This window comes from Microbispora sp. NBRC 16548 (genome assembly GCF_030268985.1).
Lineage (GTDB): Bacteria > Actinomycetota > Actinomycetes > Streptosporangiales > Streptosporangiaceae > Microbispora > Microbispora catharanthi.
Genome location: NZ_BSSF01000023.1, coordinates 37,226 through 56,245, shown reverse-complemented (window position 1 = coordinate 56,245; position 19,020 = coordinate 37,226). Strand labels below are relative to the sequence as shown.

Annotated in this window: 18 protein-coding genes and 1 pseudogene; 3 read left to right on the top strand and 16 right to left on the bottom strand. The window is 71.6% G+C overall.

Annotation, left to right across the window (positions count from 1 at the left end):
• From clpB to QSK36_RS39185, 8 genes are all read right to left on the bottom strand, one after another.
• Complete coding sequence (gene clpB, locus QSK36_RS39220) at positions 1 to 2,637, bottom strand: ATP-dependent chaperone ClpB (RefSeq protein ID WP_221264267.1); 2,637 nt, start codon at positions 2,635 to 2,637, stop codon at positions 1 to 3.
• Complete coding sequence (locus QSK36_RS39215; RefSeq protein ID WP_183541728.1) at positions 2,610 to 2,936, bottom strand: chaperone modulator CbpM; 327 nt, start codon at positions 2,934 to 2,936, stop codon at positions 2,610 to 2,612. Before QSK36_RS39215 ends, clpB begins: the two co-directional genes overlap by 28 nt.
• Positions 2,933 to 3,922 (bottom strand): DnaJ C-terminal domain-containing protein, encoded by a 990-nt coding sequence (locus QSK36_RS39210; RefSeq protein WP_183541726.1) that lies wholly within the window; start codon positions 3,920 to 3,922, stop codon positions 2,933 to 2,935. Before QSK36_RS39210 ends, QSK36_RS39215 begins: the two co-directional genes overlap by 4 nt.
• Positions 3,922 to 4,416: a nucleotide exchange factor GrpE gene (locus tag QSK36_RS39205; RefSeq protein WP_183541724.1), complete on the bottom strand. Its 495-nt coding sequence runs from the start codon at positions 4,414 to 4,416 to the stop codon at positions 3,922 to 3,924. Before QSK36_RS39205 ends, QSK36_RS39210 begins: the two co-directional genes overlap by 1 nt.
• Positions 4,417 to 4,434: 18 nt before the next feature.
• Complete coding sequence (gene dnaK / locus QSK36_RS39200; RefSeq protein WP_285785898.1) at positions 4,435 to 6,333, bottom strand: molecular chaperone DnaK; 1,899 nt, start codon at positions 6,331 to 6,333, stop codon at positions 4,435 to 4,437.
• Between the two features lie 22 nt (positions 6,334 to 6,355).
• A complete protein-coding gene (locus QSK36_RS39195) occupies positions 6,356 to 6,823 on the bottom strand; it encodes a general stress protein (protein WP_183541714.1) in 468 nt (155 codons plus the stop codon).
• 342 nt (positions 6,824 to 7,165) lie between these two features.
• Positions 7,166 to 7,570, bottom strand: a complete 405-nt coding sequence (locus QSK36_RS39190; RefSeq protein WP_285785897.1) for a glycosyltransferase — start codon at positions 7,568 to 7,570, stop codon at positions 7,166 to 7,168.
• A gap of 183 nt (positions 7,571 to 7,753) precedes the next feature.
• Complete coding sequence (locus tag QSK36_RS39185) at positions 7,754 to 8,530, bottom strand: DUF2267 domain-containing protein (protein ID WP_285785896.1); 777 nt, start codon at positions 8,528 to 8,530, stop codon at positions 7,754 to 7,756.
• Positions 8,531 to 9,106: 576 nt separating this feature from the next.
• Between QSK36_RS39185 and QSK36_RS39180 the strand changes: the two are divergent.
• From QSK36_RS39180 to QSK36_RS39165, 3 genes and pseudogenes are all read left to right on the top strand, one after another.
• Positions 9,107 to 9,541, top strand: a pseudogene (locus QSK36_RS39180) (aldo/keto reductase); the annotation flags it as partial.
• A gap of 135 nt (positions 9,542 to 9,676) precedes the next feature.
• Positions 9,677 to 10,063, top strand: coding sequence for an Hsp20/alpha crystallin family protein (locus QSK36_RS39175; RefSeq protein ID WP_285785895.1), 387 nt, complete (start codon positions 9,677 to 9,679; stop codon positions 10,061 to 10,063).
• A gap of 431 nt (positions 10,064 to 10,494) precedes the next feature.
• On the top strand, positions 10,495 to 11,046 hold the full coding sequence (locus QSK36_RS39165; RefSeq protein ID WP_285785894.1) for an AfsR/SARP family transcriptional regulator: 552 nt from the start codon (positions 10,495 to 10,497) through the stop codon (positions 11,044 to 11,046).
• Between the two features lie 138 nt (positions 11,047 to 11,184).
• Here QSK36_RS39165 and QSK36_RS39160 read toward each other — a convergent pair whose 3' ends face one another.
• The 8 genes from QSK36_RS39160 to QSK36_RS39125 all read right to left on the bottom strand — a co-directional run bounded on the left by QSK36_RS39160 (position 11,185) and on the right by QSK36_RS39125 (position 18,983).
• Complete coding sequence (locus QSK36_RS39160) at positions 11,185 to 12,615, bottom strand: MFS transporter (RefSeq protein WP_285785893.1); 1,431 nt, start codon at positions 12,613 to 12,615, stop codon at positions 11,185 to 11,187.
• Between the two features lie 445 nt (positions 12,616 to 13,060).
• Entirely contained in the window at positions 13,061 to 13,387 is a 327-nt protein-coding gene (locus tag QSK36_RS39155) for a hypothetical protein (RefSeq protein WP_285785892.1), read from the bottom strand.
• A complete protein-coding gene (locus QSK36_RS39150) occupies positions 13,384 to 13,626 on the bottom strand; it encodes a phosphopantetheine-binding protein (protein ID WP_183541703.1) in 243 nt (80 codons plus the stop codon). Before QSK36_RS39150 ends, QSK36_RS39155 begins: the two co-directional genes overlap by 4 nt.
• On the bottom strand, positions 13,626 to 14,657 hold the full coding sequence (locus tag QSK36_RS39145; RefSeq protein WP_285785891.1) for a 3-oxoacyl-ACP synthase III family protein: 1,032 nt from the start codon (positions 14,655 to 14,657) through the stop codon (positions 13,626 to 13,628). Before QSK36_RS39145 ends, QSK36_RS39150 begins: the two co-directional genes overlap by 1 nt.
• Positions 14,658 to 14,939: 282 nt before the next feature.
• Positions 14,940 to 15,596 carry a 4'-phosphopantetheinyl transferase family protein gene (locus QSK36_RS39140; RefSeq protein WP_285785890.1) on the bottom strand — a complete coding sequence of 219 codons (657 nt, stop codon included), beginning with the start codon at positions 15,594 to 15,596 and terminating at the stop codon, positions 14,940 to 14,942.
• Positions 15,593 to 16,426 carry a metallophosphoesterase family protein gene (locus tag QSK36_RS39135; protein ID WP_285785889.1) on the bottom strand — a complete coding sequence of 278 codons (834 nt, stop codon included), beginning with the start codon at positions 16,424 to 16,426 and terminating at the stop codon, positions 15,593 to 15,595. Before QSK36_RS39135 ends, QSK36_RS39140 begins: the two co-directional genes overlap by 4 nt.
• Positions 16,427 to 16,433: 7 nt before the next feature.
• On the bottom strand, positions 16,434 to 17,642 hold the full coding sequence (locus QSK36_RS39130) for a sulfite oxidase (RefSeq protein WP_285785888.1): 1,209 nt from the start codon (positions 17,640 to 17,642) through the stop codon (positions 16,434 to 16,436).
• 24 nt (positions 17,643 to 17,666) lie between these two features.
• On the bottom strand, positions 17,667 to 18,983 hold the full coding sequence (locus QSK36_RS39125; protein WP_285785887.1) for a lanthionine synthetase LanC family protein: 1,317 nt from the start codon (positions 18,981 to 18,983) through the stop codon (positions 17,667 to 17,669).
• Positions 18,984 to 19,020: the final 37 nt, after the last annotated feature.

The following is a 19,020-nucleotide window of genomic DNA, read 5'->3' as shown; positions in this document are numbered from 1 at the left end:
TCAGCCCTCCGGGTTGTCGTATGTGACGACGAGCTCGCCGCCGGACAACCCCACCCGGATGGTGGCGCCGTCCCTGACGTCGCCGGCGACCAGCGCTCGGGCCACCCGGGTCTCCACCTCGCGGGCGATGTAGCGGCGCAGCGGGCGGGCTCCGTAGATCGGGTCGAACCCGCGCTCGGCGATGTGGCGGACCGCCTCCGGGCTGATCTCCAGCGTCATCCGGCGTTCGGCGAGCCGCGCTCTGATGTCGTTGAACATCAGCGTGACGATCTGCTCGATCTCGGCCTCGGTGAGCGGCTTGAACAGCACGATGTCGTCGATACGGTTGAGGAACTCGGGGCGGAAGCGGGCGCGCAGCTCCGCCATGACCATCTCCCGCACCTCCGGGTCGATCTCGCCCGACGGCGCCGCCTTCTCGCTGAGGTAGTGCGAGCCGATGTTGGACGTCATGATGATCACTGTGTTGCGGAAGTCGACCGTGCGCCCCTGGGCGTCGGTGAGCCGCCCGTCGTCCAGCACCTGCAGCAGGGTGTTGAACACGTCCGTGTGTGCCTTCTCGATCTCGTCGAAGAGCACCACGGAGTAGGGCTTGCGCCGCACGGCCTCGGTGAGCTGGCCGCCCTCCTCGTAGCCGACGTACCCGGGCGGGGCGCCGACGAGGCGGCTGACGGTGTGGCGCTCCTGGTATTCGCTCATGTCGACGCGGACGATGTTCTCCTCGGTGTCGAACAATGCCTCGGCCAGCGTCTTGGCCAGCTCGGTCTTGCCGACTCCGGTCGGCCCGAGGAAGATGAACGATCCGATCGGGCGGCGGGGGTCTTTGATCCCCGAGCGCGCCCGGATGATGGCGTCGGCGACCGCCCGCACGGCCTCGTCCTGGCCGATCACCCGCTGGTGCAGGATCTCGTCGAGCCGTAGCAGCTTCTCCCGCTCGCCCTCCTGCAGGCGGCTGATCGGGATGCCGGTCCACCGCGACACGATGCCGGCGATCTCCTCCTCGGTCACCACCTCGCGCAGCAGCCGGTGCCCGCCCTGCTTGCTCTCCAGCTGTTCCTCCGCGGCACGCAGCCTGCGCTCCAGTTCGGGAAGCCTGCCGTGCCGCAGCTCGGCCGCGCGGTTCAGGTCGTACATGCGCTCGGCCTGCTCGGCCTCCCGGCGTACGCTCTCGATCTCCTCGCGCAGCTGCTGCACCTTGCGCAGGGCGTGCCGCTCGGCCTCCCACTGGGCCCGCATGGCGTCGGCCTCTGCCCGCAGGTCGGCCAGCTCCTTGCGTAGCGTCTCCAGGCGCTCCCGGCTCGCCGGGTCGTCCTCCTTGGCGAGCGCCGCCTCCTCGATCTCCAGCCGCGTCACCCGGCGGGTCAGCTCGTCCAGCTCGGCGGGCATCGAGTCGATCTCCGTACGGAGCATGGCGCACGCCTCGTCGACCAGGTCGATCGCCTTGTCGGGGAGGAAGCGGTCGGAGATGTAGCGGTGGCTCAGCACGACCGCGGCGACGATCGCGCCGTCCTGGATCTTCACGCCGTGGAAGACCTCGAGCCGCTCGCGCAGCCCGCGCAGGATGGAGATGGAGTCCTCGACTGACGGCTCGTCGACGAAGACGGGCTGGAAGCGGCGCTCCAGCGCGGCGTCCTTCTCGATGTGCTTGCGATACTCCGCCACGGTCGTCGCGCCGATCATGTGCAGCTCGCCGCGGGCCAGCATCGGCTTGAGCATGTTGCCGGCGTCCATCGCCCCCTCGGCGGCGCCCGCGCCGACCACCGTGTGCACCTCGTCGACGAACAGCAGGATGCGCCCCTCGGACGCCGTCACCTCCGTGAGCACGGCCTTCAGGCGCTCCTCGAACTCGCCGCGGTACTTCGCCCCGGCGACCAGCGCGCCCATGTCCAGGCTGAAGATCGTCTTGTCCTTCAGGCCCTCCGGGACGTCGCCGCGCGCGATGCGCTGCGCGAGGCCCTCCACGATCGCCGTCTTGCCCACGCCCGGGTCGCCGATCAGGACCGGGTTGTTCTTGCTCTTGCGGGACAGGATCTGGACGACCCGGCGGATCTCGCCGTCCCGCCCGATGACCGGGTCGAGCTTGTCCGCCCGCGCCGCGGCGACGAGGTCGCGCCCGTACTTCTCCAGCGCCTCGTAGGCAACCTCCGGATTGGCGGAGGTCACCCGCTGATTCCCGCGTGCCTGCGTCAGGACCTGCAGGAAGCGCTCACGGGTCAGCCCGTGTCCCTTGAGCAGCCGGCCCGCCGCGCTGTCGACGCCCTCGTCCAGCAGCGCCATCAGCAGGTGCTCGACCGACACGTACTCGTCCTTCAGCCGGCCGGCCTCCCGCTCGGCGGCGTCGAGCAGCCGCGACAGCCGTTGGGTGACGTACACCTGGCCGGGAGCGGCGCCGGGACCGGTGACGCGGGGCCGCCGCTCCAGCTCGTGCTCCAGTTCGAGCCGGAGCTTGTCCGGGTCGGCGCCGGCGGCGGACAGCAGGCGCGGGACGAGCCCGTCGGGCTGCCGGACCAGCGCCAGCAGCAGGTGCTCCCCGTCGACCTCGGTGTGTCCGAAGCGGATCGCCGCAGTCTGGGCGTCGTGCAGGGCCTCCTGCGACTTCTGCGTCAGGCGGTTCAGGTCCACGATCTGTCTCCGGTCCATCTCGTATGGGTGCGCAGAGCCGCCTCCAGCTCCGCGATGCGATCCAGGAGGTCGGTCACGAGGCCGAGGGAGGCGTAGTTGACGGCGAGCCCCGCGTGCAGGCGCTGGAGGCGGCCCGCGGCGACGACCTGGGCGGTCGGGAAGCGCAGGCCGCCCGAGGAGTCCGTCCAGGCGTCGATCAACCCCAGCGCCACCAGGCGGCGCACCAGCTCGGGGTGCAGTCCCGTGGCCCGGGAGAAGGACTCCAGGTCCAGGTGCCCGATGTCCACGTGGGCGAGCCGGACGAGCGGATAGGTCATGACGGGCTCCTCGGGTTGAACGCCGAGATCCTGGCCAGTTGCTCGTACAGGCGGCGCTCCTCGTCGCCGAGCGTGCGGGGCACCATGATCCGGGCCTCGGCCAGCAGGTCTCCGGGCCTGCCGCGCGGGTTCGGCATGCCCTGTCCACGCAGGCGCAGACGGCGCCCGGACGAGGTGCCCGGCGGCACCTTGACCTTCGCCTCTCCGCCAGGCGTGTCGACCGCGACGGTCGCCCCCAGCGCGGCCTCCGACGGCGTCAGCGGGAGGCGGACGTGGATGTCGCGCCCCTCCAGGCGGTAGCGCGGGTGATCGGTGATCCGCGCGATCAGGTACAGGTCCCCCGCCCTGGCGCCGTCGCTGCCCGCGCCGCCCTGGCCCGCGAGCCGGATCCGCTGGCCGTCGGTGACCCCCGGGGGGATGTTCACCTGGAGGGTCCGCCCGCCTCCCGGGCCGGGAATCGTGATGCTCCGCCGGCCGCCGCGGTAGGCCTCCTCCACCGTGAGCGGCAGCTCGGCCTCCTGGTGGGCGCCGGGCACCGGACCCCAGCCGCGGCCGGCCGCGCGGCGTCCCCGCCCGCCGAAGACGCCGCCGAGCAGATCTTCGAGGTCGATGCCCTCGAAACCCTCGCCGGTGGTGAAGTGGATCTCCTCCCCGCCGGGTCCGCGCGCCCAGGCGGGCCCCGGCCCCGCCCAGCCCGGCCCCGCGCCGGCTCCCGCTCCGGCGCGGGCACGCGCGTACGTCGCCGGGTCGACGCCTTCGGGTACACGGCGGAAGTCCGGCCCGAACGCGTCGTACCGCCGCCGCGTCCCGGGGTCCGACAGCACCTCGTACGCCTCCGAGACCTCCTTGAAGCGGTCCTCGGCGTCGGGGGACTTGTTGACGTCGGGATGGTAGGTGCGGGCCAGCTTCCGGTAGGCCCGCTGGATCTCGTCCTGGTCCGCCGTTCTCGGCACGCCCAGGATCTCGTAGAAGTCGCGCTCCGCCATCACTCGTCGGCTTTCGTGGAGACGACGACGGAGGCCGGGCGTAGTTGCAGCGCGCCGTCGCCGTAGCCGGGCCGTACGACCTCGACGACGGTGCCGGGGTCGGCGTCCGGGACGGCGACCGTGCTGACCGCCTCGTGCCTGGCGGGGTCGAACCGCGTGCCCACGTCGTCCCTGCGCGGGAAGCCGAGGCGCGCGAGCACGCCGACCGCCTGGTCGCGGACGGCCCGGACCCCCTCGATCACCGCGTCGGCGTCGGCGCCCGCGTGCCTCAGCGCGAGTTCGAGGTTGTCGATCACCGGCAGCCACTCGGCCGCGACGCGCGTACGCTCTTCGATCCGCTGCCGGTCCATGTCGCGCGCGACACGCTTGCGGAGGTTGTCGAGGTCGGCGACGGCCCGCAGCCACCGGTCCTCCAGCTCGGCGAGCTTCTCCGCAACGGGTTCCTCGACGGCCTGCCGGGGCTCCGCGGGAGGTGTCTCATTCCGCTCGGTCATGTCACGTCACTTCACGGGCTATTCGGGGCTGGTGAACTCGGCGTCGATGACGTCCTCGTCCGAGGGGCCGGCGGCGGCCTGGCCGGGCCCGGCTTGAGTCGGCCCCTGGGTCTGGCCCTGGGCGGCGGACGCCGCCACGCCGAGGCCGTGGTAGACCTGCTGCAGTTCCGCGGTCAGGCCGCGCAGCCGGTCGACGGGCACCTCCTCCTTGATCGCCTGACGCGCCTCCATGATCAGCTGCTCGGCCCGAGCCTTCTCGTGCACCGGGACGGCCTCGCCCAGCTCCGACAGCCGGCGTTCCACCTGGTGGGCGACCGAGTCCAGCTCGTTGCGCGCGTCGATCGCGGCGCGAAGCTGCGCGTCCTCGGTGCGGTGCCGCTCCGCGTCGGCGATCATCCGGTCGATCTCGCTCTTGTCCAGGTTGGAGCTCTCGCTGATCGTGATGCGCTGCTCGGCGCCGGTGTCCTTGTCCTTGGCGGAGACGTTCAGGATGCCGTTGGCGTCGATGTCGGTGGTGACCTCGATCTGCGGCACCCCGCGCGACGCGGGCCGGATGTTCTCCAGCCGGAACCGGCCGAGCACCCGGTTGTCGGCGGCCCGCTCGCGCTCGCCCTGCAGGATGACCACGTCCACGGCCGACTGGTTGTCGTCCGCCGTGCTGAACGTCTCCGTGCGGCGGGCCGGGATCGTGGTGTTCCTGTCAATGATCTTCGTCATCACGCCGCCGAGCGTCTCGACGCCGAGCGACAGAGGCGTGACGTCCAGGAGCACGACGTCCTTCAGCTCGCCCTTGATGATGGCGGCCTGGACGGCGGCCCCGACGGCCACGACCTCGTCAGGGTTGACCGTCATGTTCGGTTCCTTGCCCGTCAGCCGCCGCACGAGTTGCTGCACGGCCGGCATGCGGGTGGAACCGCCGACGAGGATCACCTCGTCGAGGTCGTTCGTCGTCAGCTTCGCGTCGGCCATGGCCTGCTCCACCGGGCCCCGGCAGCGTTCGAGCAGGTCGTGGGTGATCTGCTCGAAGGTCGAGCGCATGAGTGTCGTGTTCAGGTGCTTGGGGCCGGTCGCGTCGGCCGTGATGAACGGCAGGCTGACCTGCGTCTGGGTGACCGCCGACAGCTCCACCTTGGCCTTCTCCGCGGCCTCGAACAGCCGCTGGAGGGCCTGCGGATCGCGCCGCAGGTCGATGCCCTGCTGCTTTTGGAACTCGTCGGCCAGATGGTCGACAATGCGCCGGTCGAAGTCGTCGCCGCCCAGGTGAGTGTCGCCCGAGGTGGAGCGGACCTCGATGACGCCCTCGCCGATGTCGAGGACGCTGACGTCGAACGTGCCCCCGCCCAGATCGAACACGAGAACGGTCTCGTTGCCCTTCTTGTCCAGGCCGTACGCCAAGGCCGCCGCGGTCGGCTCGTTGATGATCCGCAGGACCTCCAGGCCGGCGATCTTGCCGGCGTCCTTGGTGGCCTGCCGCTGCGCGTCGTTGAAGTAGGCGGGCACCGTGATGACGGCCTCGTTGACCTTCTCCCCCAGGAACTTCCCGGCGTCCGAGGCCAGTTTGCGCAGCACGAAGGCGGAGATCTCCTCCGGCGCGTACAGCTTGTCGCGCACCTTGAACCGCACGGCGCCGTCCGGGCCCGGCACGACGTCGAACGAGACCGCCTTGATCTCGCTCTGCACCTCGTCGAACTTGCGCCCGATGAAGCGCTTGGCCGAATAGATCGTGCCCTTCGGGTTGAGGATCGCCTGGCGTCTGGCCATCTGGCCCACCAGCACCTCGCCCTGGTCCGTGAAGGCAACCACCGAGGGAGTCGTGCGCGACCCCTCGGCGTTCGGGACGACCGTCGGATGCGCGTCCTCGGTGGTCGCGATGACCGAGTTCGTCGTGCCGAGGTCGATGCCCACCGCCTTGGCCATGTCCTCATCCCCCTCCTGGCGCTCACCTGAGCGCAGCGGCCTCACGAGCGTCGGTGAGCACTCGCCGGGCCTCGTCGGCGAATTCGGGGTCCACGAGGATGTCGTAGTGGTCGGCGACGACCGCAGGCATCGAGGCGAACGCCCGGTGCTGCACCACGTGACTGATCGCACCCCAGACGAGGCCGAAGATCAGCCCGAGCACGATCGAGGAGCCGATGGCCCATCCGGCCCACGGGCTGAAGATCGCGAATATCAAGCCGATGAGAAGACCGATCCAGCCGCCGGTACCCGCGCCGGTGACGAGCGCCCTGCCGAGGCCCCATCGCCCGAGTACCTTCTCCTCCCACCGCAGATCGCAGCCCACGATGGTGACGTGTGCGATCGGGAAGTCGTGGCGGGCCAGGACGTCCACCGCGTGCTGGGCCGCGTCGTAGCTGCTGTAGGTGGCCAGCACCACCTTGTGGGGCCCTGCTGTTCTCGGGACGCTCACGGGACCAACCCCCTCGGCTATTCCAGCTCGTGAAGACAACTCGCTCCGCCGCCGCTGCGTATCGGCCCGAGCGGGAGAACCGGAATCCACGCCACCTTCGACGTTGGTGGTGTCAGGGCTCTACCAGCGAGAACAATCCCTATGACGCGCATCCCCCGTCGGCCTGTGGAACACCCCGACGGGATTTTCGTCTCCTATGCCAGGATCCCGCCTGCCGTTCCCTCACACCACCCTTCCCGACCCTCATCTGCCTCGCATGAGCAGTGGCAGGTCGCCCAGGGGGAGCGCCAGGTGCGAAGCAACTCCGTATTCACTCGGTCAGGCGTCGTGGCTCCCCGAAATTCACCCTTCCCGTCCCGCCGGACGGCCCTGGTGATGTATCCGCGCGAAGACCTGCTGGTACACGCGTTCGTGGGCCTCGATCATCACCGGGAGGTCGAAGCGTTGCAGCGCGTAGGCGCGCACGGCCGCCGGCTCCAGCCTCCCGGCCTCCTCGACGGCGATCGGGAGCTGCCCGACATCGTGGCGGACACGTCCCGTCACCCCATCCAGGACGACCTCGGGGACCGCACCGCTGCTCAGTGCCACCACCGGTGTGCCGCAGGCCATAGCCTCGATCATGACCATGCCGGACGGCTCCTCCCACTGCACCGGGAACACCAGGCAACGAGCCCGGGACAGCAGGTCACGCTTCAGCGCGGCGTCAGCCTCGCCTACGTACCGCGCCGCCCGGCCGAGCAGCGGCATGACGATGGACCGGCCGGCCGCCCGGGCGGCCTCGATGGCCAGGTGACCGGACCCGGGACCGCCTGGCCAGGCCTGTGACGTGTCAGGGCCTCCATGGGAAGAGGTGACCTGCTGCTGACGCGGTTTCGAGGACCTGCCGGGGTTCATGGAGCACGTGGAGCGGCGAGCCCGCCCGTCGCCCGTTCACGGACGGGGAAGCAGGGCCCAGTACTCGTCCGGCAACTGGACGGTGATGTCGAAGAACTCCTTGTCCGTAATGGCCTCGCGCAACGTGGCGAACACGGCGGCGGCATGTTCCCGCGCCTGGTCAAGGGACACGCCCTCTCGTTCAGCCACCCGGCGCAGAAACTCTTCCAGCCCCATCCGTGTGGCCGTGCCGGAGCGACCGGCGATGCCCCGCCTCAGTGGTGGGTGCAGCCGGACCGGCAGTTCGCGGATGAGGTCCCTGACCTCGCCTGCGGCGATGCGCTCCGCGAGCGTCTCCAGCACGGCCGCGGTGGCGCGTTCGGCACCCTCGGCGTCGAGGCCGGTCCGTCTGGCGACCCTGCTGAGGAACTCCGAGGACCGCATGACCTCCACGTGCCGCCGCTGGGCCTCGGCCACCAGGGGGTCGAATTCCTCCGGCAGGTCCGCCGCCAGGTCGGCCACCTCCTTGGCGTCCAGGGCACCGCCCAGCGCCCAGAAGACGGCTCGCGCGTGCCGTTCGGCCTCCTCGACGTCCACCTGCTCCCGCTCGGCCACGCGCCGGAGGAACTCGTCGACGTCGAAGGCCTCGGGGCCCTTGTCCGTGTAGACATACGGCTTCAGTTCGGCGGGCAGTTGCCGGAGCAGGTCGCGGCTTTCACCCTTCGACAGGCGCCGCGCGAGCGTCTCGAGCGTCGCCTGTATGGCGCGCTGAGCGGCCTCGGCGTCCAGGCCGGTCTGGCGGCTCACGATTTCGAGGAACTCTTCGTAGTCCACGTCCGCGCTCCTCGCTCGACACAGCATGCATAGGTTTCTCGTGGTCAGCTACCCGCCGACCACGGGGAGGCTCATCCAGCTCAAAGCGGTGTTTCCGGAAAATGACACTTCCGTAGCCTTGGGTTCCCGGGACGTGTGTGCACTGCAGTCGGCCGAGCCGGTCCCGGGAGGAGCACATGACCACGCACATACGCAGGGCATCGCTGCCACGACACCTTGCGCCGCGAACGGGCGGGGATTCGTGGAGTGGGCCGGCTAGCAGGTCGGAGCCGAGGCTCCTGCGGAGAACGCTCAGCCCTCTCCGCCACGGGCGCGGATCGGGAGGGGCCGCCGCCAGGACGCGGCCTCTGGCCGCCCTCGGCCAGGTCTTCGGCACGGCTCCGGACAGGAACCGGCGGATGATCGGAGAGTAACGCCAGGTCAGCGCGAGCTGCGAGACGCTCCCCTCGGCAGCCTCTTCCGCAAGACGCTCCACGCCGGCCAGATCCCCCGTGACGGGCCTTTCGAGGAGTAACGCCTTCCCCCCCGCGCTGCGACCTCCGCCAGTTCGGGCCGGACGGGAGGCGGCACGGCGAACACAGGTGGTGGGGCGTCAGCAACTTCGACGTCTCCGACATGGAGGATCTCGTCGCGCTCGCCGGCGGCTCGACCGTGCAGATCGACCAGATCCTCTACAACCTCGCCAGGCGCGGTCCTGAGTACGAGCTGATCCCCTGGTGCCACAAGCGCCACATTCCAATCATGGCGTACTCACCGATAGAACAGGGCCGGTTGCTCGGCCACCAGGCGCTTCTCGACGTCGCAGACCGCCATGAGGCGACCCCGGCGCAGGTGGCCCTCGCATGGGTGCTCAGGAGCGACGGCGTGATCGCCATACCGAAGTCGGGCGTGCCCGCCCACGTGGAGCACAACGCGGCGGCCGCGGCCATCCGCCTCACCGACGACGATCTCCTGCTGCTGGATGCGGCGTTCCCACCGCCGCTCTCACTGCGGCCGCTCGAGCGGCTCTGAGCCTCCCGCCGACGTCAGCGGACGGGGACATCTGATGTCGAATTACTTCACCCTCAAGGGGAACACCCGTCGTGAGACCGAGCGGAAGCCGGAGGTGGAGTCATGGGCGTTCCCGTAAGACGCGAGTCTAGGAGCATGGTTCCCGACCTGTTCGACCTGCTGGAGGCACCGTTCGCGGCGCTCCGGCCGATGGCGGGGCCACAGATGCGGTTCGAGGACTACGTCAAGGACGGCAGATACATCCTGCGCGCCGAGTTGCCTGGCATCGACCCGGAGGACGTGGAGATCACGGTGGCGAACGGCATCCTCACCATCCATGCCGAGCGCCGGCAGGAGGAGCGGGAGGGACAGCGCACCGAGTTCCGGTACGGCTCGTTCACCCGGTCGTGCGCGCTGCCGCCCGACGCGGACGAGAACGACGTGCGGGCGACATACGACAAGGGGATTCTGGAGATCAGCGTGCGGCTCGCCGAGAAAGAGGAGCGGACCAAGCGCATTCCTATCGAGCAGCGGCAGAGCTGACCGGCCGCCCGGAGGGCCGCCGCCACGCGAGCGCATTACGTCGGTGGCGCGGGATCTGGGGATCAGCCGGAGACGTTGCGGTTGTGGGAACGTCAGGCCCAGGCGGGGGCACCGCGCCGGCGAAGGCGAGGCCGGTGCCCAAGCGCTCGCAGGCGGCCCCGCTACCGTCGGGCGACGTGGAAGAGGAGAACAAGCAGCTCAAGGCCCGGATCCGGGAACTGGAGCTGGAGCGTGACATCCTGCGCCGGGCGGCCAAGTATTTCGCCTGGGCCTTGCCGGTGCGGTCCGCGGCGACCACAAGCGACACTGGACGCGCTGGAGATGGCCATCTGGCACCGCAGCCACGGCCGGCGGCGCTAACCCGGCCTCCACGCCGCGCTGCTGATCCGGGCGAACCAGCCGGTGTCGACCGACGAGCTGCTCGACGAGCTGTGGGGGAACGAGCCCCGAAGCGCGCTCGCGCCGCCCTGCACGTCTACATCTCGCATCTGCGCAAGAACTACGTACAGCCCGCGGTGGACGGGGCGGCCATCCGGACGCATGCCCAGGGCTATCTGCTGGAGACGGACCGCGAGTCGGTGGACGTGTTCCGCCTGCAGAGCCTGCACGCCGCGGGCCGGGACGAGACGGACCGCGACCCGGAGCGGGCGCTGGATTCGTTCGCCGCCGCCGCGGCCCTGTTCCGCGGACCGGTGCTTGCCGGGATCGACAACGGGCTCATCGTCGGCACGTTCGCCCGCTGGGCCGAGGAGGTCCGGCTGGAGTGCCTGGAGGCGATCGCGATGTGCTCGCTGCGGCTCGGGCGGCACCGCGAGGTGATCGGCGACCTGTCGCGATGGGCCGAGCAGTACCCGCTGAACGAGAACCTGCGCGAGCAGCTCATGCTTGCGCTCTACCGCTCCGGGCGGCGGGCCGAGGCGCTGGAGGTCTTCGAGTCGGCCCGGCAGGTGCTGCGGGAGGAGCTCGGGCTCGACCCCGCCTGACCATGCGCCGGCTCCAGTTCGCGATCCTCTCCGCCGACGCCGACCTCGCCATCGCGGGATGAGCCCGGAAACGACACGAGGGGCGAGCCGGCTGCGGACGGCTCGCCCCTCGTTTCGGGGCGCGGGTGGACGGCCCCGTCAGCCCCCGGCGGCGGGTGTGGCCCCCCGCGCGCCGGGGCGATACCAGAAGACAAGCGCGACGAGCAGGGCGATCACCAGGGCGCCACAGGCCCAGAGGAACACCGACGAGATGGTCTCGGCGAGACCACCCGTGCCCCGCGTGAGCGGGATCAGCATCGCGGCCAGGCCGAGCGAGCCGCCGATCGTGAGCGCCGTCTGCAGCACCCCCGCGGTGACGCCGGCGTACTCCTGCGGCGCGGTGGTCAGGACGATCATGTTGAACGGGATGATCGCCACGCCGACGCCGAGCCCCATGACGATGAGGGCGGGGAGCACGCCGCCGGCGTAGGTGCTGCCGCCGTCGAGGCGGGTCAGCCAGGCCACCCCGGCCAGCACCACGAGCAGGCCGGCGACGGCACGGGTCTTGAGACCGATCGTGGCGATGTACTTGGTGAGGATCTGGGTGCTGACCAGCAGCGCCAGGCCGAAGGGCAGGATGGCCAGGCCGCTCTGCAGCGCGTTGAGGTGCAGCACGCCCTGGAGGTACTGGACCAGGTAGATCAGGAAGCTCGTGAGCACGGCCGCGAGCAGCAGCAGGGCGAGGAAGGCGCCAGCCCGATCGCGGCCGGAGAAGAGGGCCAGGGGCAGCAGCGGCTCGGCGGCCCGCCGGTCCACCAGCAGGAGAACCACGGCCAGCACGACCGCGGCGCCGAGGGCTGTCAGCGTCCAGCGGTCGCCCCAGCCTTTCCCCGCGGCGTGGACGAGGCCGTACACGGCGGCGGCGAGGGTGGCGGTGCTGAGCAGCGCGCTCGGCAGGCCGAGCGGGCGGGACCGGGTCGCCTCGTCCCGCAGGCCGAGGGCCCGGACGGCGACGGCGATGATGACCAGGCCGATGGGCACGTTCACCAGCAGGCTCCAGCGCCAGTCCCCCGCCCACGTGAGCACGCCGCCGAGCACCATGCCGGCGGAGGCGCCGAGCCCGGTCACCGTGGAGTAGAGGCCGAAGGCCCGCTGCTGCCGCTCCCCCTCGAAGACGATCGCCAGCAGCGCCAGCCCGGTGGGACCGGCGATCGCCGCGCCGGCGCCTTGCAGGACGCGGCCCGCGAGCAGCACCTCCACGTTCGGCGCGAGCCCGGCAATCAGAGACGCCACCACGACCAGCCCGATCCCGGAGAGGAAGACCCTGCGGTGCCCGAGCACGTCGCCGAGGCGGCCGGCGAACAGCAGGAGGCCGCCGAAGGCGAGGAAGAAGCCGTTCGGCACCCACGATCCCCCGGCCACCGACAGATGGAGGTCGGATTGGAGGGTCGGGAGAGCGACGTTCACGATCGTGCCGTCGAGCTGGAGCATGAACTCCGCCCCGACAATCGCCGCGAGCACGAGGGCCCAGGCGCGGTCGGCCCGCGGCACGCCGGCCGAGACGTCGCCGGAGACGCTTTCGGTGGTCATAGAACCTCCACGGTCCGCTGACAGGGGGATCAGCGTGAGGCGCCCTCAGGTTGGTGGGCGCATTTATACTGAGGTCGCCTCAGGTTAAGTGAGAGGATTGAACCTGAGGGGACCTCAGGATGTCAAGCGGGAGGTATCGGTGGACGGCAAGCCCCACATCGCCCAGCGCCCCACCACGGGTGGAGTGCCGCCTCGAGCAGCGCCGGATGCGGCGCGAAGTCGTTCGTCCCCACCGGGGAGTCCGCGTCGCCGGGAACGTTCAGTTCCGCGTACGTCCCGCCCGGCGGCGAGGCCCTGGAACGCTGGGCCGTAGTCGTACCCCAGCCGGTACAGGTGGGCGTAGACGTCCGACACGTCCACCGCCTCGACCCCGGGGGGTCGGCCGCCGCCGCCCGGTCCAGGTGGGCCTGCACGTCGGCGAGCGACGCCGACTCCAGCCCGGGGATCACGGTCGCGAGCACGACCCGGCGACTCTCCCACGTCTGTCGAGGGTGACCTTGGCCGCCACGGTGTCGTGGGAGGCGACGACCGGGTCGAGCCCGCCGTGGATCGCGGCGTTGGCCTCCGGGTGCTTGGCCAGGACGCCGGCGGCCGCGTGCACGACGTAGGAAACGACCGAGCGGCGTTCTCCCGCCTGGCGGGCCCGCTCGCGCCCCGCGACGATCGCGGTGGCGTCCACCTCCGTGTCGAGGAAGACCGGCGAGAAGTGGCGGATCTGGTCGAGGAAGAACAGGGTGTGCCTGCGCTGGGGAGGGAACGGCTGCCCGGTCATCGGTTCACCAACTCGTAGATCGTCTCCAGGCTGGCGGCGTCGAGGAAGTCGGGCAGCGACAGCGGCCGGCTGACCCGCTTCTCCAGCAGCACGAGCATGGTCAGCAGGTGCAGCGAGTCCCAGCCCGGCACCTCGTCGAACGTACGGCCCAGGTCCTCGGCGCCCACGGCGCCCACGGCGAGGCCGATCTCGTCCCGCAGCAGGCCCACGAACTCGTCCCGGCTGATCGCGGCCGTCATCACACACGCTCCAGGGCGAGACCGGACCTGATCCACTTGCTCGACTCGATCGCGACCGCGATCGCCCGCGACGGCCGCGCCATCGCGGGCAGCAGCCGGTCGAGCTGGAAGAACAGCAGGGCGTTGCCGTTGTTGCCGGTGTCGGCGACGCAGGAGACCTCCTCGGCCGCCGGGAAGGCGAGCCTTTCGGTGATCTTGGCGGTCATCGTGACGGACAACTGCGGCGGCAGGAGGTGGCCGACCTCCGCGCGATCCCAGCCGAGGTCGTCCAGCAGTTCGTCGGCCGTCTCCTCGGCGAGCACCGGCACGTGCTCCTCGATCGCCCTGTAGTCCTCGCTGGCCGGCGCCTCGCCACCGTCGCGGTCGGCCAGGCCGTACCAGCGCAGGGTCTGGCCGGGGGCGCGGCCGAGGCCGGACAACCGGGTGAGCACCGACCGCAGCACCGGGGCCTCCGGGTGGTTGCCCACGGCGAGTACGGCGGCGCCCGCGCCGTCGCCGAACAGCACGTAGTTGACCAGTTCGTCCGGAGGCAGCGCCGTCAGGTCCGCCTTGACGTCGTAGTGCTTGGCGATCACGTCGCCGCCGATCACCAGCGCCGTGCGATACCGGCCGGTGGACAGCAGCGAGGCCGCGACGTCGAAGGTCTGCACCGCCCCCGAGCAGCCTGACTGGAGTCGGAACGTCGGCACGCCGTCGATGCGGAGCCGGTCGGCGACGACGTTCACGGTCGCCGGCATCAGCGTGTCGGGAGTGGCGGTGCCGAACACGACCACGTCCACGTCCTCGGCGGACACGCCGGCCCTGGCGAGCGCCTGGGCAGCGGCGCGCTCACCGAGACCGGCCAGGCCCTCCCGCCGCTCGCCGGTGGACAGGTCGACCGCCAGGTGACGCGTCCGGGTCCCGATGAACGTGTCGACCCACTGCCGCCACACCTGGTCCATGCCGAACGCCGCGGCCAGGGCGGCGGTGTCGATGGGCGGGCCGGGCAGCGCCGTCCCCACCGACAGAAGTCGTACCGGTATGTCCCCCATGTGCTCCTCCAACGAGCCGCGTCCGCGCCGCCCGCACGCTGCGCGGGCCCGGCCGGGATGGTGACCCGGATCTGCTGATCACTGCTCAAACGCTAGGCGCGGCCACTAAAGCAGCCCTAAACCCCAGATTTCGGGCACAGGAGTCACGGTGAGGGCGCCCGCCGGAGCCGGGAGAGGGGGAGGGTCGCGCGGGCCGGGAGAGGGCGTCGCGCAGCGAACAGGAGGGCGCGCCAAGGGCCGGCCTGGACGCGCCCACGGGCGCGGGAGGACGACGGCGGCACGTCAGGATGAGGGCCGCGGGACGGTCACCGACGTCGCGATCAACCTGTTCGCGACGATCCAGCGGCCGGTGAAGCCGGTCAGGAGCCGTCCGGCGACGTCCGGCCCGGGAACCAGCAGGGTGGCGGTGAAGCCGCCGTCCTCGTCGAGGCGGATCAGGACGTCCTCGAACCCCAGCCGCCGCCGCGCAAGCGGACACCAGGCCTTGTAGACGCTCTCCTTGGCGCTGAAGAGCACCCTGTCCCAGTGTCGGCCCCCGTCCGACGCGCCCAGCCGGGCCAGTGTCCGCCGTTCCTCCTCCGGGGAGACGACGTCGAGGATCCCGTCGGGCAGCGGCAGGTGCGGCTCGGCGTCGATGCCCACGCTCAGAGCCCGCGTCGAGACGGCGGCGGCGCGGTATCCCGCGCAGTGCGTGATGGACCCCGTCACGCCCTCCGGCCAGACGGGCGCCCCAGACTCACCGGGCGGGATCGCCGCGGGCGGTAAGCCGAGCAGGGCCAGCGCGGCCCGCGCGCAGTGCCGTCCGGCGGTAAACTCGCCGCGGCGCTTGTCCACCGCCTTGGCGACGTACGCCGCCTCCTCCGGGTAGAGCGTCATCCCCGGCGGGTCGTCGAACACCTCCGCGCCGGCCACCCCTTCGGGCAGGATCCGCTCGATCACGGCACCGGCAGAATCTGACGCGGGCGGCCCGGAGGGGTCGCCCGGAGCTTCCACTCGCGCGGGTATCCCACGGAGACCTCCTCGAAGCGGACCCCATCGTGCCACGTGGTCCTCGGGATGTGCAGGTGACCGTACACGACCGTGGCCGCACGGAAGCGCAGGTGCCAGGCGGCGGTGGCCTCGGTGCCGCACCAGATGGCGAACTGCGGGTACCGCAGGATCCGGGTCGGCTCGCGGACCAGGGGGTAATGGTTGACCATGATCGCGGGCAGGCCGTCCGGCAGGTCCCGCAGCCGCCGCTCGGTCTCCTCCAGCCGCGCCGCGCACCACGCCTGCCGGGTCGGGTACGGGTCGGGGTGCAGGAACATCTCGTCGCTGCACACCACCCCGGTCTCGTACGCGAGGGCGAGCGCCTCCTCCGCCGTCCGCACGCCCGGGGTGCGGAACGTGTAGTCGTACAGCACGAACAGCGGGACGATCACGACGGGGCCACCGGCGCCCTCCCAGACGGGATAGGGGTCCTCGGGGGTCGTCACCCCCAGCGCGCGGCACACCTCGACAAGCCGGCGGTAGCGCGCGTCCCCGCGCAAGGTGACCGGGTCGCTGGGATGGGTCCACAACTCGTGGTTGCCCGGCGCCCACACGACCCTCGCCCAGCGTTCGGACAGCAGGCGCATCGCCCACTCAAAGTCGGCCAGGATCTCGCACACGTCACCGGCCACCAGCAGCCAGTCGTCCGGCGAGGACGGCCGCAGGCCCTCCAGGATCGCCCTGTTCTCGGGGTAGCCGATGTGGAGGTCGCTGATGGCGAAGAGCCGTCCGCTAGACAACGCCACCTCAGGCCACGACGACGGGATGCCGCGCCACGGCGTCGAACCCGTAGCCGAGCGCGTTGTACGCCGCCCGCACGGGCTGCACGGCGCCGGTCTCGTCGGCGGCCCGCGCGAGCAGGCGGTGGTTCCCGGCGCTCGGGGGCGTCCACGCGAAGGTCCACCGGACCCATCCGCTCGGGTGGCGTTCGCCGTGCAGGCGCGCGGGCCGCCAGGACACGCCCTCGTCGTCGCTGACGTCGACCCGGACCACCTGTCCGTTGCCGGACCAGGAGCGGCCGTGCAGCAGGTGCTCGCGCCCGGCCTCCAGACGGGCCGGCCAGGTAAGCTCGAAGGCGCTCTTGACCCCTATCCGGGTCAGCGGCGGGCCGCCTCCCGGCGGCAAACCGGGGCCGTGCATCCGGTACAGGCGGGTGCTCCACGGGGACTCCAGCGGTTCCGCCGACACCTCGATGTCCCCCAGCCACTTGATCGAGGCCACGCCCACCCATCCCGGCACCACGAGCCGCGCGGGGTGGCCGTGGTCGGGCGGCAGCGGGCGGCCGTTCATCTCGTAGGCCACGAGCACGTCGTCCAGGGCCTTGGCCACCGGCAGGGGACGGCGCACCCGGCCGAGGTTCTCCCCGCCCTCGACGTACTCCGCGTCGAGCCCGCGAGGCATCAGCGCGACGGCCGCGGCGGTCATGCCCGCCCGTTCGAGGAGCGCGGCGAGGCGCACGCCCCGCCAGCAGGCGACGCCCACCGCGCCCAGCCGCCAGCGCGTGCCGGACACCTTCTGGTTCTGCTGCTCGCCGTAGAAGCGGCGGCCGTTGCCGGCGCACTCGATGAACGCCGTGGCCGTCTCGGCCGGCATCTCCAGTAGGTCCCGGTAGGTGAACGCGACCGGTCCTGCGCGCAGCCCGGTGCCCCAGAGCGTGAGCCGCCGGGTGGCCGCGTCGATCAGCGGCGTGGTTGTGTGGTTGCGGACGAAGAACAGGTGTTCCGGCGTCAGGTAGTCCTCGCCCCGCAGGGCCTCCCAGCGCGTCTCGGCGTTCGTGCCGTGCACGGCGAACGTGCCGGGCGGCAGGGATTTGCGGATGCCGGGTCTCCCCCCGGCGACGGGGAGAGGCGTCGTGCCGTCGGTCGTGGTCGTGACCCGTGGTCGCGTTCCGCCCTCGGCGGCGGCCGTGCGGCCCGGCCCCGGATCATCTTTCGCGGGCGTGAACAGTGGGTTCATGCGCCTCCTCCGCGTCGGGTGAAGCTAGGTCGCCGGCCTGCGCAGGGCGACGGCCGGCACGGGGATGGGCGGGAAGGGGTTGTCGGGCAGCAGGATCACGCGGCGCGGCCGGTCCGCCTGTCCCGCCGCGTCCAGGTGCAGCAGGGCCGCCCCGATCCCCGCCGCCCCGGTCAGGTAGCCGGTGTCGGCCGACACCTCTCCGGGGCGGTGCCGCCGGTATGCCTGATACCAGCGGTATCCCCTGCCGTCGTAGCCGGTCGCCCGGCCGATCAGGTGGTCGGCGAGCCTGCGGGCGAACTCCAGGTGCTCCTGCTCCCCGGTCGCCGCCCACAACCCCACGTACAGCTCGATCAGCCCGGCGGTGCCGCAGCACTGACAGGCGACGTTCCACAGGCCGGCCGTCTGCCGGAACGGCGCGCCGCACTCCCGGACGCCCCAGGCCAGCCGCCTCACCCACTCCAGGTCCCCGCGGTCGCCGGTCACGCGGTACAGCTCGTAGAACATCCGGGCGATGCCTGCGGACCCCGAGCAGAAACCGAGATGGTCGCCGACCACGACCCCGCGCCCGGTCACGACGCCGGCGGCGCGGATAAGGCCCGCGCCGCGGCGCGCGGCGTCGAGGAACGCCTCCTCGCCCGTCGCGCCGTACAGCCGGGCGAGAAGGAAGGAGGTCCCGGCGATTCCGGACAGGAAGCCGGGCGAGGCCGCCTCGGCGGGCAGGGCCGGGCACCGCGCGGGCCGCTCGCGCGGCGCGGACAGCCGGGCGATGCGCCGCCCGGCCTCCAGGGCCACCTCCTCGTAGGCCGGCACGCCGAGCGCCGCCGAGGCGCGCAGCAGCCCCAGCACGACGCCGCCGTCACCGCGCAGGGAGGGGTCCCCCGACCAGCCGATCCCGCCGTCGCCCAGCGCGCGGGCGCCGCGCACGATCCGGTCGGCGGCCGCGAGCGCCGCGGTCTCGAAGCGTTCCTCGCCGAGCACCCACCCGGCTTCGGCGAGGGCGAGGACGACGCCCGCCAGGCCGTGGTAGAGCGAGGTGCCGGCCTGCTCCTGCCAGGTCGCCGCGAGGTGGCGAGCGCCGGCGCGGGCGTCCTCCAGGTACGCCTCATGGCCGGTGCCGGCGGCGAGCTCCAGGAAGAACAGCACGATGCCGGCCGCCCCCGAGTGGAGCGAGGCGGGCCCGCCAGCCGTGGCCGGCCTGCCGTACGGGTCGGGATTGGGCCGCCATCGCCGTCCGTGCTCGTCGTCGACGGCGGCCGCGCGGATCCACCGTCCCGCCATGATGGCGGCCGTCAAGGGAGTCTCTGCCCGCTCACCCCAGGAGCGGATCGGGTCCAGACCCATGGGGTCAGATTAACCCACGAACTCGGTAGGTAATGTC

Coding starts and splice junctions, on each gene's coding strand:
- QSK36_RS39125 (WP_285785887.1), bottom strand. CDS start 18,983: ATGGGTCTGGACCCGATCCGCTCCTGGGGTGAGCGGGCAGAGACTCCC.
- QSK36_RS39150 (WP_183541703.1), bottom strand. CDS start 13,626: ATGACGGCCGCGATCAGCCGGGACGAGTTCGTGGGCCTGCTGCGGGAC.
- QSK36_RS39210 (WP_183541726.1), bottom strand. CDS start 3,922: ATGGCGGAGCGCGACTTCTACGAGATCCTGGGCGTGCCGAGAACGGCG.
- QSK36_RS39130 (WP_285785888.1), bottom strand. CDS start 17,642: ATGAACCCACTGTTCACGCCCGCGAAAGATGATCCGGGGCCGGGCCGC.
- QSK36_RS39155 (WP_285785892.1), bottom strand. CDS start 13,387: ATGACCGGGCAGCCGTTCCCTCCCCAGCGCAGGCACACCCTGTTCTTC.
- clpB (WP_221264267.1), bottom strand. CDS start 2,637: ATGGACCGGAGACAGATCGTGGACCTGAACCGCCTGACGCAGAAGTCG.
- QSK36_RS39145 (WP_285785891.1), bottom strand. CDS start 14,657: ATGGGGGACATACCGGTACGACTTCTGTCGGTGGGGACGGCGCTGCCC.
- QSK36_RS39215 (WP_183541728.1), bottom strand. CDS start 2,936: ATGACCTATCCGCTCGTCCGGCTCGCCCACGTGGACATCGGGCACCTG.
- QSK36_RS39190 (WP_285785897.1), bottom strand. CDS start 7,570: ATGCCGCTGCTCGGCCGGGCGGCGCGGTACGTAGGCGAGGCTGACGCC.
- QSK36_RS39175 (WP_285785895.1), top strand. CDS start 9,677: ATGGTTCCCGACCTGTTCGACCTGCTGGAGGCACCGTTCGCGGCGCTC.
- dnaK (WP_285785898.1), bottom strand. CDS start 6,333: ATGGCCAAGGCGGTGGGCATCGACCTCGGCACGACGAACTCGGTCATC.
- QSK36_RS39205 (WP_183541724.1), bottom strand. CDS start 4,416: ATGACCGAGCGGAATGAGACACCTCCCGCGGAGCCCCGGCAGGCCGTC.
- QSK36_RS39160 (WP_285785893.1), bottom strand. CDS start 12,615: ATGACCACCGAAAGCGTCTCCGGCGACGTCTCGGCCGGCGTGCCGCGG.